Source organism: Amycolatopsis japonica (genome assembly GCF_000732925.1).
Taxonomy (GTDB): domain Bacteria; phylum Actinomycetota; class Actinomycetes; order Mycobacteriales; family Pseudonocardiaceae; genus Amycolatopsis; species Amycolatopsis japonica.
In genome coordinates this window covers 8,365,493-8,381,321 of record NZ_CP008953.1, presented here as the reverse complement: position 1 = coordinate 8,381,321, position 15,829 = coordinate 8,365,493, and the positions used below count along the sequence as shown (strand labels likewise).

Sequence of the window (15,829 nt, the reverse complement as noted above, 5' to 3'; positions counted from 1 at the left end):
TTCAAGAGGCCGCGAGCCGGCGCCAGAGCCCGACGCGGCGGAAATAGAGGTGTTGCAGAACCTGCACGGCGACGAACGTGACGCCGTACAGCGCGGTGCCGAGCGCGGGCACCCAATCGACCGGCAGCGTGTACGCCAGCAGGACCCGCCCGGCGGCGTCGGCGACCAGGGCGACACCCCACAGGACGGTCGCGACCCGCCACGCACGCCGGAACCACGCGTGCCGCGGCCACAGTTCGTCCCATTCGGCGGCGCGCAGCGAGTCCGCGAAACGGCTCTTCGCGATCATCGAGCGGGCCATGCCGAACGCGAGCGGCCTGGCGAACAGCAGCGAGACCAGGAAACCGGCGCCGATCACCCCGGTGACCCAGCCCGCCTTCGCCAGCATGAACCGGGGACTGCCGGTGACGAACGAGACGCCGACGCTGATCGCGAAGATCGTCAGCACGAAGATCGCGAGAGTGTCGATCTTCCGCCAGCGGATCGCTCGGTAGAGGACGAAGAGCACGGTCGGCAGGGCGCAGAGGGCGAGCGCGAAGAGCACGTCGACGCCGAAGCCACGAAGCACGTAGTACCCCGCCACGGGCACGACGACTTCGAGCAGCACCACACCCCACTGCCGGATCACGGGATCACTGCCTTCGGGTCGCGAGTTCGAAGAGGGTCACCAGCTCGGCCGCGTAGGTGGTGAGATCCAGCTCCGGCGTTCCGGCGAGCAGGAACACCGGGCCTTCCACCGAACGCCGGATGGTCGTCGCCATCACGTGCACGTCGAACTCGCGGAACTCGCCCGATTCCTGGCCCCAGCGCAGGATGCGTTCGACCGGTTCCAGCGCCGCCCGTTCGCTCGCCGGGTCGTAGTCGAGAGCGCCGCCGAGGAAGATGTTCAGCAACGCGCGCATCCGCGTCGGCTGCGCGGCGGCGAACTCCAGGTTCGCCTCCAGGTACGTCCGCAGCGCCTCGCTCGCCGACGCGGGTTCGCTCATCCGCTCGGCCATGAACGCGCCGATCTCGCGGAAGACGTCTTCGAGGACCGTGCGGACGAGTTCTTCCTTGTTCGCGAAGTGGTACGAGATGAGCCCGGTGCTCGACAGCTTCGCCTGTTTCGCGATCCGGGCGAACGACGCGCGGGTGTAGCCGAGCTCCGCGATCGTCTCGATGGCCGCCGCCACGATCTGTGCCCGTCTCGCACTCTCGGTGAACGACTTCGCTTTTGCTTGCATGAGCAAAAAATAGCTCAGGTGAGCAAATCCGTCCACCGGCGACCGCTCACCGACCGCTCGCCGAACCACCTCACCCGTTCGAACAAAAGTTCTAAAAATTGTCGGTACCAGGGTGTTCAATGGTCAGGTGAGCACTTCAACGACCGCTGTCTTCGACGTCATCGACGAGGTCATCGCCCCGCTGGCAGCCGAGGTTCCGGAGCGTCCCTCGGTGATGGAGTTCTACGACCCGGAGCTCGCCGTGCCGCCGGTGCTGGCCGACGAGGAGCCGACTCCAGGGCTCACCCTGGCCGAGGAGGTGGAGCAGTACACCCGGTTCGTGAGCGGGATGGCGACCATCGGGCTGGCCCCCGGCGGTGAGGTCACGCCCGAGGCCGTCGGGCTGTATCGCGCGCTGCGCGGCGGGTTCATCCGCGGCGTGGTGACCGGCGTGTTCCCGTCGCGTCCGGAGCCGTGGGAGGTCCGGTTCTTCGGCGACGAGGACTACACCACGGTGCTGAACAAGCTCGGCAGGCGAGCGCGGCTGCGGTCCGGTTTCCTCAGCGCGCTGCCGGGCTGGGTGTTCGACGGCCTGCCCGACCATCCGCCGGGCACGGGCGAGACGGTGCGCATCGTGACGGACGCGGGCGGGCTGATCCCGCTGAGGGCCCGCGAGGCCGTCGAGGTGATCCGTGAAGGCGCTTCGCGGCCGCGGCACGGCACGGTCCTCGTCGATCTCGCGGTGCGGAACTCCATCCTCGCCGAGTATCCGCACGGCGCGTTCGGCCTGGTGGACAACGACCTCGGCCGGTACCAGTTCAGCGCGGCGATGGACGGCGACGGCCGTTGGACGCTCACCTGGGGCCCGGCCAGCCGGTCGACGGCCGAGCAATGGATCGTGAAGGCGGTGCAGAACCATGCGTGAACCGGCGACCGTGAAGGAACTGATGAGGCGTGCCGCCGAGCCGGTGCTGCGCGCGGTGCCCGAGCGGCGGAGCGTGTACCTGGGCTACGACCCGGAGATCACCGACGACGAGATCCGCCGCTTGTGCCCGTCCTACGACGAGCCGGCGGATCTCGTCACCCAGGCCGAGCGGTACGCGGCCAAGGCGGCGATGCTCGAAGAGGCCGGGCTGATGGAGAACGGCGAGATCCATCCGGCCGCGGTCCAGATGCACGGCGTGATGCTGCGCGGCTCTGTGCGAGGCGTCCTCACCGGCGTCTTCGCCTCCGCGCCGCGCTCGGTGCGCGTCGATTGCTACGGAGACGGGCATCAAGCGGTCGTCTGGCGGATGCGGTCGGGGCGGCGGACCACGTTCAGCCTCAGCGATTTCGGCGAGCTGGGGGCCCGGGTCTTCGGCGGGCTCCCGCATGTCCCCGCCGGGGAGACCGAGCCGATGCGCATCAGGATCGACGAGCACGGCGTGCCGCTGCCCGGCCAGGAAGAGGAGGTCGGGTTGGTCGTCGACACGCTGAACCGTCCGCGCACCGGCACGGCGATCCTCGATCTGGTCGCCTTCGGCGGGCTGAACGCCGAGTACCCGGACTACGGCTTCGTGATCGTCGACAACGATTTGGGGAGGTTCGTGTTGTACGCCGCCCCTTCCGAAGGGTGGCTGATGTTCGGTGGAATGGACCGCCGGGCACTGGCGGGCTGGCTGCACGAGGCGGTGGACTTGAGCCGGACGTAGCCGCCTTGGGCGATGACGACTGGGGAGGGCGGGCATGGACCTGGACCGGCGCGCGGCCGACGCGTGGTTCCGGCGGCGAGGGCTGCCGATGGTCATCCACCGGCGGAGGCGCGGAGCGGGCATGTTGCGCCGGTCCACGCCGGGGCTGGTGTTCCTGTGCCTGCTCGACCTGCTGCTGGCCGGGTTGCTGAAGCTGCTCGACGTCCCCGAGGACGTGCTCGCGGCCAGGATGCGCAGCAGTGGCGTCGGCTACGTGCTCGGCGTGCTGGCGCTGACGTTCGCCGTGGTCGTGGTGCCGGTGATCGCCGGACGGCTGATGGCGAAGCTGCTTCGCGTGCTGAGCCGCACCAGAGTCCGCTTGGCCGTGATGGCGGCGACGATCGGCTTCTGGCTGCTCGTGCTGCCGCTCGGCGAGCGGCTCACCGGGCTGGTGTCGTGGGACAACCCGTTGTGGGTCGCCATCCTCACCAACCTGGTCGCGCTGGCCGTGCTGATGTTCCTGGTCCGGATCGGCGTCGGCTCGATCCTCACCTGGGCGGCACGGAGCGCGGTCGCCCAGGTCAGGGCCATCGGCACGCTCGCGTCGCGGGCGTTGCCGCTGCTCCTGCTGGTGGTGATGTTCAGCTTCTTCACCGCCGAGCTGTGGCAGGCGGTGGAACGGCTGACCCCCGGCCGGTTGTGGCTGGTGGTCGGCTTCCTCGTGCTGATCGGCGCCGTGTTCCTGGCGTCGATGCTGTCCGACGAGATCAAGGAACTGAAGTCCTGGACCGTGGAGCCCGGCGCGACCGTCCTGCGCGGCACGCCGTTCGACGACGACACCGAGCCACCTGGCAGGCGCGCGCTGACGAAGACCGAGCGCCTGAACATCGCCCTGGTGCTGTTCTTCGCCCAAGCGGTGCAGATCGTGGCGTTCGGGGTGCTGGTGTTCGCGTTCTTCGTCGTGTTCGGGGTGCTGATCCTGAGCCCGGAGGTCGTGACGGAGTTCGCCGGCCGTGAATCGGCGCCGGGGACACTGCTGGGTGTCCCCCTTCCGGTGAGTTCCGCACTCGTCAACGTCTCCGTCTTCCTCGCCGTTTTCTCCGGTTTGTACTTCGCCGCATCGACCGCGACGGATGCCCGGTACCGGCGTTCTTTCTTCGAACCTTTGCTGGAGGATGTGAAGATCAGCCTCGCGGCGCGTGACATTTATCTGGCCCATTGGGCGGATGTGCGGCGGGCCGAGGTGGTTACCCTGGAAGCAGAGGACATTCCGTAGTGAGGTGGTCACCATGAGCGGGAAGGGCGGAACTCCCTTCTTCGATGCCCCCGACTTCGTGAAAGGCGATGGCACTCAGGCAGATCCTCCGGGCGACACGTTCGCCGACCCGCTGTCCGGGCTGGTCACGACCGGCACGACGGCCCCATCCGATCCGTCGGCGGGAGCCGACGATGTCCACGTGCAGGTGCCGGGACCGGTCCAGCACGACCCCGAAGTGGTGAGCAGGATGGTCAGCGCGGCCATGCTCGCGGACGACCAGCCCGCCGAAAGCCCGGGCGCGGAGCAGACCGCGGCCCCGTCGCCCGCCAAGGTCGTCAGCACGGTGGGTGAGCAAGGCGCTGCGCCGATCGGGATCCTGCCCCAGCAGCGGACCTGGCCGTCGAGGCCGTCTCAGCTGATCCGCCAACCCCGTCGGCTGAAGCCGGAAGAGCCGGTCGAGGTCGACGAGGAGGCGGAGGTCGAAGTTCGGCGTGCCAAGCGTTCCATGCAGATGCCGAGGTTCGGCAAACCGTCGTCGAACACCGCCGGCGTGATGATCGCGATCGCCCTCATGATCGTCTTCGCGGTCCTCGCCATCCAGCTGCTCGCGAGCCTGTTCAACAGCATCGCGGGGATCTTCGGGTAACCCGTCCGGCGGATAGCGCCGGACGGGGCCGTCCGTCCAGACGTCACCCATCGGGATACCCTGGCCCTACGGTCGGGGTACCCGGTGTTGACCCGGGTCGCAACCCCGGCGCCGCGTGACTAGTGGGGTGGGCGTATCAGCGAGGGCGTGCAGTCGGTGCCCGAGACGGGCACGAGTGGTCCGTCGGGACGTGACGCTTCCACCATGCACCGGGTGCGGCGGGTGCTGGCGATCAAGCCGTTCCGCCGGATCTGGGGTGTCTCCTATCTGTGCAGCGTCGCGGACTGGCTGAACCTCCTCACGCTGACCGGTCTGGTCACCAAACTGACCGACAACTACGCCGCGCAGAACTTCGCGTTCGTCGGGGTCGTGCTGACGTCGCTGCTGCCGGGGCTGCTGTTCGCCCCGCTCGGCGGGCTGCTCGCCGACCGCTTCGACCGGCGCAAGGTGATGGTGCTCTGCGACCTCGGCCGGTGCGGGTTCCTGCTGTCGATCGCGTTCGTCGGCACCCCGTGGTGGGTGTTCGTCGGCAACTTCCTGGTCGGCTGCTGCTCGATGATGTGGATCCCGTCGAAGGACGCGGCGGTGCCGAACCTGCTGCGCCGTCCGGACCAGGTCGAGACGGCCAACCAGCTCGGCATGGTGATGACCTACGGCCTCGCGGTGATCACCGCCGCCGGGGCGAACGCCGTGCTCACCGGTAGCAACACCACGTTCCACTTCTTCCAGGGCGACGCCCAGCTCGGCATCGCCAAGGTCGCCGTCGTCATCACCGGCCTGCTGTACCTGACCAGCGCGATCGTGATCGCGACCCGGATCCCCGAGCTGTCGCTGCGCAACGTCCACGCGGTCGAGAAGCCCAAGGTCAAGCCTGCCGACGAGGAGAAGTTCGGCTTCCGGCAGATGATCGCCGACGGCGCCCGGTTCGTGCGGACGACGCCGCTGGTGCGCGGGCTGATGATCGGTGCTTTCGGCGCCTTCGCCGCCGGTGGCGCGGTGATCGGTTCGGCCAAGCCGTACTCGTCCAGCCTGCTCGCCGGTGACGCGGCGTTCAACCTGCTCGTCCTGGCCGTCTTCCTCGGGCTCGCCACCGGTATGGCGGTGGCCCCGAAGCTCGCGCGGCGGCTCGCGCACGACCGGCTGTTCGGGATCTCGATCGTCGCCGCGGGCCTGTGTCTCGTCGTGGTGGCGCTGTCGCCGCATCTCGCCGTTTCGCTGGTCGCGGTCGCGGCCGTCGGTGTCTGGGCGGGGACGGCGTTCCTGACCGGTGTCACGATCATCGGTTCGCGGATCGAGGACTCGATCCGCGGCCGGATCAACGCGATCTACCAGTCGCTGATGAAGATCGTGCTGTTCGGCTCGACGGTGTTGGTGCCGGTGCTGATCAGCGCGGTCCGGACGACCGAGGTCGAGCTGTGGGGCGGCACGATCACCATCGACGGCACGCGGCCGGTGATGGTCGGCGGCGGCATCCTCGCGCTGCTCGCCGGCATCTTCGCGTACCGGCAGATGGACGACCGGCGGGCCGAACCGATCCTCGCCGATCTCCGCAACGCTTTGCGCCGCAGCCCGCGTCGCGTGAACGGGCTGCTGATCGCGCTCGAAGGCACGCGGGCGATCAACACCGAAACGCAGGCCGCGCGGCTGGCCGAATGGCTGCGCGCGGGCACGCGTCCGGTCGTGCTGGCCGCCGACCCGGCGTTGGACGATCAACGGCTCGCGAAGCTGGTCTCCGGTGCTTCGCTGTCCGGTGCGCGGGCGCAGGCGCTGGCCGCCGCCGCGGTGCGGGCGGACATCGTCGAACGGGACATCCAGCCCGCGCTCGACGCCGGTTCCGTCGTGGTGATGGAACGGTTCGTGGACTCGCCGCTGGCGCATCTGTCCGCGGTCGCCGGACTGGACAGCCAGGAACTCGAAGGGCTCGCGGACTGGGCGACCGGCAGGCTGCGGCCCGACATCACCATCCTGCTCGACGCCGATCCCGGCACGGTGATGCGGAAGTCGGAGTCGCTGGACGCGCAGTGGCGGGTGCAGCATCTGCTCACGGAGATGGCCGCCGCAGACCCGGACCGCTATGTCGTGGTCGACGCGGAAGGTACCGAGGACGAAGTGGGCGACCGGGTGCGGACCGCGATCCGCGCGGTGCTCGTCGGCAGGCTCGCCGGGCTCGCTCCGGCGGAGGAGAAGGTCGAAGCGAAGTGACGGAAGCCCCTGTGCTGATCGGTGTCTGGAAGCAGCTCGTCGGCCAGGAGCCCGCCGCGCGCACGCTTTCTTCGGCGTCGACGGCGGCCGCCCGGATCATCGACAACCAGCCGGTCGCGCCCGGCGCGATGACTCACGCCTGGCTGATCACCGGTCCGCCGGGTTCGGGGCGTTCGACGGCCGCGCGGGTTTTCGCGGCGGCGTTGCAGTGCAGCACCGGCACCGGCTGCGGCGAGTGCCCCGGCTGCCGCACCGTGATGGCCGGGACGCACGCGGACGTCAAGCTCGTCGTGCCGGAAGGCCTTTCGATCTCGGTCGCCGAGATGCGTTCGCTGGTGCAGGCCGCCGCCCGCCGCCCGACCACCGGGAAGTGGCAGGTGGTGATCATCGAGGACTCCGACAGGCTGACCGAAGGCGCGTCGAACGCGTTGCTGAAGGCCGTCGAGGAGCCGCCGGATCGCACGGTGTTCCTGCTGTGCGCGCCGTCGGATCACCCGGACGACGTGTCGGTGACGATCCGCTCGCGGTGCCGTCTGGTCACGTTGCGGACGCCGCCGCCGGAGGCGATCGCGCAGGTGCTGATGGAGCGGGACGGTATCGAGCCCGAGCGTGCGCGGTGGGCCGCGTCCGTCTCCAGTGGACATGTCGGCCGTGCGCGGCGGCTCGCGACCGACGAGGCGGCGCGGCAGCGGCGGGCGACGGTGCTGCGGATCCCGCTCGGCCTGCGGCGGCCGTCCGATGTGTTCACTTGCGCCGATCAGCTGATCAGCGCGGCGGAGGCCGACGCGGGCGAGGAGAGCAAGGTCCGCGACGAGGCCGAACGTTCCGAACTCCGCACCGCGATGGGCGGCGATGGCACCGGAAAGGGTGTCGCCGGGGCGAAACGCGCCGCCGAAGCCGCCGTGAAGCAGCTTGAGAAGCGCCAGAAGTCCCGCGCGACCCGTACGCAGCGAGACACTCTGGATCTCGCGCTGGTGGATCTGGCCGCGTTCTACCGGGACGTGCTCGTGACCGCGAGCGGCGCGGGCGCGACGCTGAACCACCCCGACCACGCCTCGGAAATCTCGCAGGCCGCCTCCGCCTGGGCGCCGGACTCGATTCTGCGGCGGCTCGAAGCCGTCCTGGAATGCCGCGAGGCCATCGACCTGAACGTGAAGCCGAGGATCGCCGTCGAAGCCATGGTCACCACCCTGCGCCAGGGCTGATTCGCGCTTCGCTCCCTACCCCACCCCCCGCCCTTCCCAGGGGGGCGTCCCCGAGTCCAGTCTACCGGGGGTGGAGGGGGAAAAGGGCTGGTGGCGGGAGTTGTCCACAGGTGGGGATGGTTGTGGACAAGTGCTGTGGGTAAGTGAAGAGGCTTCGGGTTCGGGGCGGGCTCCGGCATGCGGGGAGGGGGTGACTGTGTGGATTTCAGGTCATCCAACGCACCAAAATCCACACGGTCAGCGGCGAAGGCCCCACTGCTGAAGAGCGATCAGGGGGTACGAACGGTCCTCTCACGCGGGGACGTGAAAGGACCGTTCATCACCCTCCTCGCCCCGTCTAGTCCTCCGAGTCCAGCGAGCGCGGCCGCGGCGAAGGCTTGAAGCCAGGCGACTTCTTCGCGACCGGAACCACCGCGAGCCGGCGCCGTCCCGGCATGGCGGCCACGAGAACGACACCGATCAGCAGCATCGCCGTACCCGACCAGAACATCGGCACCGTGTCGTAGGCGGCGTTGGTGTACGCCAGGTTCTTGACCGGCCCCTTCGGCGCCGCGCCACCGTTGTTGCCCGCGGGCGGCGGGGTAGCGGTGCCGCACTCGACACCACCGGTGGGCGCGTACGCCCGGGCGATCTGCTCGCCGAGCGACACCTGCGCCAGCGACGAAGGCAGCTTCTTCGCGGCGTCCGGCGGCAGCGCCTTCTGCAGCGCCGTCGTCGGCAGGATCTGCAGGTCCAGCAGTCGCGCCGAGGCGCCCATCTGGAAGCCCTTGAACGGCGAGGTCATGTCGCTCGACTTCTGGTTCAGTCCGGCGATCGACAGCTTCAGCACCCCGATGTCGAGGGTGAGCCCGTTCCCGGCTTCGCCGCCGGGGAGCTGCTTGGTGGCGCCGTTCAGCATCTCGGCCAGCCCGCCGATCACCGGCACGTTCTTCAGCTGGTCGAAACCCGGGACCTGCTTGAGCGACGGCAGCGGGATCCCGATCGGGATGTCCTTGGTCGGGTTGTTCGCGTCGAGCGTGAACAGCACCTTGTCACCGCGGACGATCTGCAGCACCGGGGCGCTGTACTCGACCTTCGACGTCTTCTTCTCGCCGGTCGAGGTGACCCTCAGCGTCGGCTGGCTGGCGACCTTGATCGTCAGGCCGAGCGGCGTGCCCTTCAGCAGTTCGATGTTGGCCGCCTGCAGGGTCGACGTCGATTCGACGGCCTTGTTCTTCGAGCCGGGGATGTCGACCAGCCGCACGACGGAACGCGACGACAGCGTGTTCGGCAGGCTCAGCACCGCGCCCTTGCCGTCGGCGCTGGTGCTGGTGCCCGACAGCAGCCCGCCGAGGTTCGCCAGGGGGCCCAGGGCCGAGAGACCGGCCTTGAGCTGGTCGGAAGCCTGGGTCAGCTGGTCGGCGCCCGGGATGTTCGGGATGGTCGGCAGGAGCGCGAGGTTCGCGATCGACGTGCTCGAATCGGCGATCGTGCCGACGCACGGCCCGAGCGTCGGGCTCCAGCGCGCGTGCGCTTCACCGTTGAGCAGGCCGAGGTTGAACAGCGGGTTCTTCGGCGCGTTGAGGCCGCCGCTGATCGGCTTCGGGTTGTCCGGCAGCGCCGTCTGCACGAGGCTGCCCGGCGTCTGCGGCGCGTTGCCGGCGGCGGACAGGCCGAACGGCGACGACTGCGCGATCGACTTCTCGTAGTTCAGGTAGGCCTCGGAGTTGGCCTGCGCGCTGGAAAGCCCCATCCCCGCTTCGAGCGCGGACTGCTTCGGCAGCAACTCGCCCGCGCCGGGCAGGATGGCGCTGGTCGGCACCGCGTTCGGCAGCAGCCGCAGCACACCGAGCGCCGCCCCCGCGTCACCGACCGCCTTGCCGAGCGGCTGCGGCCCGATCGGCGCCGACATCGGCGGCTGTCCCGGATTCGCCGGATCGGGGATCGGCGTGGTCGGGATCGTCTGGGCGGTCGCCGGAGCCGCGGTCAGCAGAAGCAGGGCCGCGGCGGCCGGAAGCGCCAGCACACGGGGCAGTCGTTGCCGCATGAACAGGTCCTCCAGTGGGGATGGGCCGATCTTGGGGAACTGAGACCGGCGTCATAGGACCTTAACGACGGTGGCCCTCGAAGGTGACGTTCAAGCCTCCGCTACACTTGGCTCCGTCATCGGGTGCGAGCCCGATGTCCGCCGCCTTAGCTCAGTCGGCCAGAGCGATTCACTCGTAATGAATAGGTCAGGGGTTCGATTCCCCTAGGCGGCTCCGCAGGTCAGGGCCCCATTCGGAACACTCCGGATGGGGCCCTGATTCGTTTCCGGCTCAGCGCCGGGGTCGCACCCAAAGTTCACCCGTTGGTGTCGCCCTTGAGGAACATCCGCGACAGCGAGGTGCCCACTCCCGTGAGGTGCTCGACGAGCGTGTCCGCGTCCGCGTCGAGCAGTCCGGAGCGCCACGCGAGCATGATCTCGACGAAGCCGCCGATGCCCAGCAGGACGTTGACCCGGAACTCCAGCCCGTCCACGTCCGGTTTCAGATGCGGCCGCGCCAGGTCGATCAGCAGGCCGGTGGTCTCCTGGACGGTCTGCCGCCGCAGTTGCTCCAGCACCGCGCTGCCCGCGTGGTCGCCGAACAGGATCTGCGCGCGCGACGGCTCTTCCTGCACGTGGTGCACGACGACGTCGACGGCGGCGCGGAGCTGGTCCAGGGCGGGTTGCTCGATGCGGGCGGCGACGGCGTCGAGGACCATCCGCAGGGTTTCGTCGCGGACCTGTTCCCAGGCGGTGGCGAGCAGCGCGTCGCGGTTGGCGAAGCTCTCGTAGAAGTATCGGTCGGTCAGGTTCGCCCGCGCGCAGACGCCGCGCATGGTGACCGCCGCCCAGCCCTGTTCCTGCCAGATCTCCAGCGCGGCGCCGAGAAGTGCCAGCCGTCGTTCGGCGCGGCGTTCGTCGGCGGTTTTGCCGCTGTAGCGGCGGGACGTGGTCACCCCTCCATCTTGACAGCAGGTGCCCTCAGATTCATTCTGAGGGCATGCGACCGCAGAATGGCCTGCGCGCCGGGTTGGCCTCCGCGCTGACGTCCGCTTTCGTGCGGCCGATCGCCAACGCGATCCCGGCCAACCGCGCGGGCGTCGCGTTCTCCCGGGCCTTCATCGCGAGCAGTTTGTGGCTGGCGTCGCCGCCGTTGAAGGGGAGCCGCATCGAGCCTGGCATCCGTGGCGAGTGGGTCCGCGCGCCCGGGACGAGCGAGGGCAACGCCGTGGTCCTCTACATCCACGGCAGCGGTTACGCCCTTTGCTCGGCGCGCACGCACCGCGGGCTGACCACGCGGGTATCCGCCGGCACCGGGCTGCCGGTCTTCGCCTGCGAGTACCGGCTCGCGCCGCGGCATCGGTTCCCGAGCGCCGCCGACGACGTCCGCGCGGCCTACGACCGGCTCCTCGATCAGGGATATCGGCGGATCCTCGTCGCGGGCGACTCCGCGGGCGGGCATCTCGCGGTCGACCTCGCCGCGCAGCTGCTCCGGGAACGCCGTGAGCCACCCGCGGCGCTGGCGCTTTTCTCGCCGTTGTTCGACGTGACCTTCGGGCTCGCCGCTCAACGAGAACGGATGAGCCCGGACCCGATGATCTCCGCCGCCGCGGCCGCGCGGCTGGTCGGTCTGTACACAGTGGACGCCGACCTCGCGTCGGCGCGGCTGCGGTTCGCCTTCGACGACATCAAGGGCTTCCCGCCGACGATCATCCAGGCGGGCGGGCTCGAAATGCTCGCCGCGGACGCCATCGAGCTGGCCAGGGCGCTGCGCCGCGCGGGAGCCGACTGCGAACTCGACGTGGTGCCCGGTCAGATGCACGTCTTCCAGGCCTTGACCCGCTTCATCCCCGAAGCGGCGCCGGCGATGGAGCGGGCTTGCCGCTTCCTCACCGGGAACCTTCCAGCGATCGTGAGGGCGGCATGACGAAACGGACCCACGGAGCGCACGCCGTCGTCACCGGCGCGGGAAGCGGGATCGGGCGGGCGATCGCGGCCGAGCTCGTCCGGCGCGGCAGCCGGGTCGTTTGCGCCGACATCGACCTCGAAGCCGCTGAGGAAACCGCGAAAACGCTCGAGAACGCGGTCGCCATCGCCTGTGATGTGTCCGAGGTGGACGAAGTCGCGGACTTGGCGAACCAGGCGCGGTCCTGGTTCGGCCGCGAGCCGGACCTCGTCGTCAACAACGCCGGCATCGGCGCGGGCGGCAAACTCGTCGGGGAGAGCCCGCTGTCCGATTGGCAGCGAACGCTCGGGGTGAACCTCTGGGGCGTGATCCACGGCTGCCACACCTTCGTCCCCGCCATGCGCGCGGCGAAGGCGGGCGGCGTCATCAACGTCGCGTCGGCCGCCGGGTTCACCGCCGCGCCGAGGATGGCCGCGTACAACGTGAGCAAGGCCGGGGTCGTCAGCCTGTCCGAGACACTGGCCGCCGAACTGTCCGGCACCGGCGTCGCGGTCACCGTGCTGTGCCCGACCTTCGTACGCACCAACATCTTCGGCGGCGAGCTCATCGAAGACGGGGCGCGCGGCCTCGCGCAACGGGTGTCCGACGTGGTCGGGTTCTCGCCGGAGCGCGTCGCGAAGACGACGCTCGACGCCCACGATCGCGGACGCCTCTACGTCGTGCCGCAGCCCGACGCCCAGCTTCTGTGGCACGCCAAACGGTTCGTGCCCGTCCCGTACACGCGGATCGCCGGTCTGCTCGGCCGGTTCCTGCCCGCCGAAAAGGAGAAGTGATGGCCTACGACTTCGCGGCGATGCTCCAGACCATCAAGGACAAGCAGTGGTCGCTGGCCGACATCGACTGGGACGCGCCCGGCGCCGAGACGATGACCGACGAACTGCGCGCCAAGATGCGGCCGTTCATGGCCGACCTCGTGTGGATCGAGCACGTCGGCGCCCGCGGGTTCGCCTCGCTGGCCAAGAAGGCACCGACTCCGGTGATCCAGGAGATCTACCGCTACTTCCACGCCGAGGAACAGAAGCACGCCAACGCGGAACTGGCGCTGATGAAGCGCTGGGGCATGCTCGACGAGCACGGTTCGATGCCCGAGCCGAACATCAACGTCAAGCTCGCCATCAAGGTCCTCGACGACTTCGGCGACACGCTGCCGCTGACGGCGCTCGCCACGCTCATCCCGCTGCTCGAATGCGCGCTGGACGGCGCGCTGGTGAAGTTCCTGCTGGACGAGGTCTCCGATCCGGTGTGCCACCAGGTGTTCCGGCATATCAACTCCGACGAGGCCCGGCACATCACGGCCGATTTCGAGGTGCTGGAACTGATCGGCGCCGGATCCACGACCAAACTGCTCACCGAATCGATCGGCTCGCTCAAACCGCAGATCGTCCTGGGCCTGATCGTGGTGTTCGTGCCGCTGATCAACAAGATGCGGGACAACATCGTCGCGATGGGCCTGCCGGAGAAGAAGCTGTACAACGCCGTGAAGCGGTTCTCCACCATCGGCGGCCGCGGCGAGTTCACGAAACGCATCCCGGCGTACCACGTGCTCAAGGCGCAGGCGGCGATGATCGTCGACCGTTCGCACGTCTACCACCGGCTGCTCGCCGACCCGATGGTGAAGGCGACCCGGCTGATTCCCGCGCGGCTGCTGGGAAAGCCGCAGTCGTGGACCGAGGAGATCACCCACGAACCGGTCGCGTCATGACGCTCGGCGCCTTCCGGGGCGAGGTGCTGCGCGGCACCGAGTGGTTCGGGCACGACTTCACCGGACAGCGTGTCGCCGTGCTCGCGCCAGGCCGCGAGGCGGCGCAGATCGTGCCCGAGGTGGTGGCGACCGCTCGGTCGGTGAAGGTGTTCCAAGAGGAGCCGGACTGGGTGGTGCCGATGCCGGTCCCCGGCCCGACCGTCCTCGGCGTCGCCGTCGCCCGGGTTTTCCTGCGCTGGCAGGTGAAAGACCCCTGGATCCGCAGGCTCCTGACGCCCGACCGGCGCTTCGGCTCGCGGCGGACGGCGCCGGGCCTCGGCTACTACGGAGCGCTCCGGCGGCCCGGCTGCAAGCTCATCACCTGGCCGGTTTACGCCTTCGCTCCCGACGGAATCCGCACCGCCGAAGGTATCGAGCACCAGGCCGACGTGGTGGTGCTCGGCCCCAGCTCACTGTTCGCCGAGGAAGGACTTCCCGCATGACGCCGGACCACGAGATCGCGATCATCGGCGGGGGATTCTCCGGGATCGGGGCCGCGATCCTGCTGCACCAAGCCGGTTTCGAAGACTTCCTGATGCTGGAGGAGGGCGATGGTGTCGGCGGCGCGTGGCACTGGAACACCTATCCCGGTGTCGCCGTCGACATCCCGTCGTTCAGCTACCAGTTTTCCTTCGAGCAGATTTCCGGCTGGTCGCGGGTCTACGCGCCCGGCCGCGAGCTGAAGGCGTACGCCGACTACTGCGTCGACAAGTACGACATCCGCCGCCGCACCCGCCTCGGCAGCAAAGTCGTCTCGGCGACCTTCGACGACGAGACGCACTTGTGGCGCCTCGAAACCGCCGAAGGGTGGTCGATGACGGCACGGTTCGTCGTCGGCGCCACCGGCGTGCTCACCCAGCCGAAGCCGCCGGACATCGAAGGCATCGACGCTTTCCGCGGCACGGTGATGCACACCGCGCGCTGGGACCACGGCGTCGACCTGCGGGGCAAACGCGTCGCCGTCGTCGGCACCGGGGCTTCGGCCGTGCAAGTGATCCCGTCCATCGCGCCGGAGGCCGCGCATCTGACGGTGTTCCAGCGCACGCCGATCTGGTGCCTGCCCAAACCCGACGCCGCGTTGCCCCGGACGGCGCGGCTCGCGCTGCGGCGGCTGCCGGGCGCGAAACTGGTGTCCCGGCTGGCCAGCCAGGCCCTCGTCGAGGTGACCTTCCCGCTGGCCGCGCATTTCCACAACCTGCTGCCGACCGCGGGCGCCGGCGAGCGGATCGGGCGCGCGCATCTGCGCCGCGCGGTCAAGGATCCCGAAACCCGCGAGAAGCTGACCCCGCGCTACGCCTTGGGCTGCAAGCGGCCGAGCTTCTCGAACGAGTACCTCCAGACGTTCAACCGGGACGACGTCAGGCTGGAGACCACCGGCATCGACGCGATCACCGAATCCGGGGTGCGCACCGCCGACGGCACCGAGCATCCGGTCGACGTCCTGGTGCTGGCGACCGGGTTCAAGGTGTTCGAGAAGGGCAACATGCCCGCCTTCACCGTGCGCGGTTCGGGCGGCGCGGACCTGGAGAAGTTCTGGGAGGAGAACCGGTTCCAGGCCTATCAGGGCGTCAGCGTCCCCGGTTTCCCGAACCTGTTCACCATTCTCGGGCCCTACGGCTACAACGGTTCCTCGTACTTCAACCTCATCGAGACGCAGACCGCGCACATCATCCGCTGTCTGCGCAACGCGAGGAAGACCGGCGCCACGCGCGTGGAGGTCACGAGCGAGGCCAACGACCGCTACTTCCGCAGCATGCTGGACCGGCGCAAGCATCAGGTCTTCTTCCAGGACAGCTGTTCACTGGCCAACAGCTACTACTTCGACGCGAACGGGGACGTGCCGTTCCGCGCCTCGCCGACGCTGGAAACCATGGTGACGAGCCGGTTCTTCGACCTCGACGACTACGCCTTCGCGGACGGCCGGTGAACACTGG

Annotated in this window: 15 protein-coding genes and 1 tRNA gene; 12 read left to right on the top strand and 4 right to left on the bottom strand. The window is 69.2% G+C overall.

Annotated elements, in window-relative coordinates:
• Position 1 precedes the first annotated feature (1 nt).
• Together AJAP_RS38925 and AJAP_RS38920 are read right to left on the bottom strand one after the other, a co-directional pair.
• Positions 2 to 628 carry a VC0807 family protein gene (locus AJAP_RS38925; protein WP_051972738.1) on the bottom strand — a complete coding sequence of 209 codons (627 nt, stop codon included), beginning with the start codon at positions 626 to 628 and terminating at the stop codon, positions 2 to 4.
• Positions 629 to 632: 4 nt separating this feature from the next.
• Positions 633 to 1,223 carry a TetR/AcrR family transcriptional regulator gene (locus AJAP_RS38920; protein WP_038520953.1) on the bottom strand — a complete coding sequence of 197 codons (591 nt, stop codon included), beginning with the start codon at positions 1,221 to 1,223 and terminating at the stop codon, positions 633 to 635.
• 112 nt (positions 1,224 to 1,335) lie between these two features.
• On the opposite strand from AJAP_RS38920, the gene AJAP_RS38915 reads away from it, so the two are divergent.
• The 6 genes from AJAP_RS38915 to AJAP_RS38890 all read left to right on the top strand — a co-directional run bounded on the left by AJAP_RS38915 (position 1,336) and on the right by AJAP_RS38890 (position 8,183).
• Complete coding sequence (locus AJAP_RS38915; RefSeq protein WP_038520950.1) at positions 1,336 to 2,127, top strand: ESX secretion-associated protein EspG; 792 nt, start codon at positions 1,336 to 1,338, stop codon at positions 2,125 to 2,127.
• Entirely contained in the window at positions 2,120 to 2,893 is a 774-nt protein-coding gene (locus AJAP_RS38910; RefSeq protein WP_038520946.1) for an ESX secretion-associated protein EspG, read from the top strand. Before AJAP_RS38915 ends, AJAP_RS38910 begins: the two co-directional genes overlap by 8 nt.
• 34 nt (positions 2,894 to 2,927) lie before the next feature.
• Positions 2,928 to 4,148 carry a hypothetical protein gene (locus tag AJAP_RS38905; protein ID WP_038520943.1) on the top strand — a complete coding sequence of 407 codons (1,221 nt, stop codon included), beginning with the start codon at positions 2,928 to 2,930 and terminating at the stop codon, positions 4,146 to 4,148.
• A 13-nt stretch (positions 4,149 to 4,161) separates the two neighbouring features.
• A complete protein-coding gene (locus AJAP_RS38900) occupies positions 4,162 to 4,776 on the top strand; it encodes a hypothetical protein (protein WP_228694800.1) in 615 nt (204 codons plus the stop codon).
• A gap of 147 nt (positions 4,777 to 4,923) precedes the next feature.
• Entirely contained in the window at positions 4,924 to 6,978 is a 2,055-nt protein-coding gene (locus AJAP_RS38895; RefSeq protein WP_037335156.1) for a bifunctional MFS transporter/dTMP kinase, read from the top strand.
• Positions 6,975 to 8,183 carry a DNA polymerase III subunit delta' gene (locus AJAP_RS38890; protein WP_038520937.1) on the top strand — a complete coding sequence of 403 codons (1,209 nt, stop codon included), beginning with the start codon at positions 6,975 to 6,977 and terminating at the stop codon, positions 8,181 to 8,183. The genes AJAP_RS38895 and AJAP_RS38890 overlap by 4 nt, the downstream gene beginning before the upstream one ends.
• Positions 8,184 to 8,520: 337 nt before the next feature.
• Here AJAP_RS38890 and AJAP_RS38885 read toward each other — a convergent pair whose 3' ends face one another.
• Positions 8,521 to 10,209, bottom strand: coding sequence for a hypothetical protein (locus AJAP_RS38885; protein ID WP_148311638.1), 1,689 nt, complete (start codon positions 10,207 to 10,209; stop codon positions 8,521 to 8,523).
• 140 nt (positions 10,210 to 10,349) lie between these two features.
• On the opposite strand from AJAP_RS38885, the gene AJAP_RS38880 reads away from it, so the two are divergent.
• Positions 10,350 to 10,423: transfer RNA gene (locus AJAP_RS38880), tRNA-Thr, on the top strand.
• 82 nt (positions 10,424 to 10,505) lie between these two features.
• Here the strand turns inward: AJAP_RS38880 and AJAP_RS38875 are convergent.
• On the bottom strand, positions 10,506 to 11,144 hold the full coding sequence (locus AJAP_RS38875; RefSeq protein ID WP_038520934.1) for a TetR/AcrR family transcriptional regulator: 639 nt from the start codon (positions 11,142 to 11,144) through the stop codon (positions 10,506 to 10,508).
• A 44-nt stretch (positions 11,145 to 11,188) separates the two neighbouring features.
• On the opposite strand from AJAP_RS38875, the gene AJAP_RS38870 reads away from it, so the two are divergent.
• The 5 genes from AJAP_RS38870 to AJAP_RS38850 are packed head-to-tail and all read left to right on the top strand — an operon-like array spanning position 11,189 to position 15,822.
• A complete protein-coding gene (locus tag AJAP_RS38870; protein WP_174492079.1) occupies positions 11,189 to 12,115 on the top strand; it encodes an alpha/beta hydrolase in 927 nt (308 codons plus the stop codon).
• Positions 12,112 to 12,927: an SDR family NAD(P)-dependent oxidoreductase gene (locus AJAP_RS38865; protein ID WP_038520932.1), complete on the top strand. Its 816-nt coding sequence runs from the start codon at positions 12,112 to 12,114 to the stop codon at positions 12,925 to 12,927. The genes AJAP_RS38870 and AJAP_RS38865 overlap by 4 nt, the downstream gene beginning before the upstream one ends.
• Entirely contained in the window at positions 12,927 to 13,856 is a 930-nt protein-coding gene (locus AJAP_RS38860; RefSeq protein WP_037335167.1) for a hypothetical protein, read from the top strand. Before AJAP_RS38865 ends, AJAP_RS38860 begins: the two co-directional genes overlap by 1 nt.
• Complete coding sequence (locus tag AJAP_RS38855) at positions 13,853 to 14,338, top strand: NAD(P)/FAD-dependent oxidoreductase (protein WP_038520929.1); 486 nt, start codon at positions 13,853 to 13,855, stop codon at positions 14,336 to 14,338. Before AJAP_RS38860 ends, AJAP_RS38855 begins: the two co-directional genes overlap by 4 nt.
• On the top strand, positions 14,335 to 15,822 hold the full coding sequence (locus AJAP_RS38850; RefSeq protein ID WP_038520926.1) for a flavin-containing monooxygenase: 1,488 nt from the start codon (positions 14,335 to 14,337) through the stop codon (positions 15,820 to 15,822). The genes AJAP_RS38855 and AJAP_RS38850 overlap by 4 nt, the downstream gene beginning before the upstream one ends.
• Positions 15,823 to 15,829 lie beyond the last annotated feature (7 nt).

Coding starts and splice junctions, on each gene's coding strand:
- AJAP_RS38920 (WP_038520953.1), bottom strand. CDS start 1,223: ATGCAAGCAAAAGCGAAGTCGTTCACCGAGAGTGCGAGACGGGCACAG.
- AJAP_RS38910 (WP_038520946.1), top strand. CDS start 2,120: ATGCGTGAACCGGCGACCGTGAAGGAACTGATGAGGCGTGCCGCCGAG.
- AJAP_RS38905 (WP_038520943.1), top strand. CDS start 2,928: ATGGACCTGGACCGGCGCGCGGCCGACGCGTGGTTCCGGCGGCGAGGG.
- AJAP_RS38900 (WP_228694800.1), top strand. CDS start 4,162: ATGAGCGGGAAGGGCGGAACTCCCTTCTTCGATGCCCCCGACTTCGTG.
- AJAP_RS38885 (WP_148311638.1), bottom strand. CDS start 10,209: ATGCGGCAACGACTGCCCCGTGTGCTGGCGCTTCCGGCCGCCGCGGCC.
- AJAP_RS38870 (WP_174492079.1), top strand. CDS start 11,189: ATGCGACCGCAGAATGGCCTGCGCGCCGGGTTGGCCTCCGCGCTGACG.
- AJAP_RS38865 (WP_038520932.1), top strand. CDS start 12,112: ATGACGAAACGGACCCACGGAGCGCACGCCGTCGTCACCGGCGCGGGA.
- AJAP_RS38860 (WP_037335167.1), top strand. CDS start 12,927: ATGGCCTACGACTTCGCGGCGATGCTCCAGACCATCAAGGACAAGCAG.
- AJAP_RS38855 (WP_038520929.1), top strand. CDS start 13,853: ATGACGCTCGGCGCCTTCCGGGGCGAGGTGCTGCGCGGCACCGAGTGG.
- AJAP_RS38850 (WP_038520926.1), top strand. CDS start 14,335: ATGACGCCGGACCACGAGATCGCGATCATCGGCGGGGGATTCTCCGGG.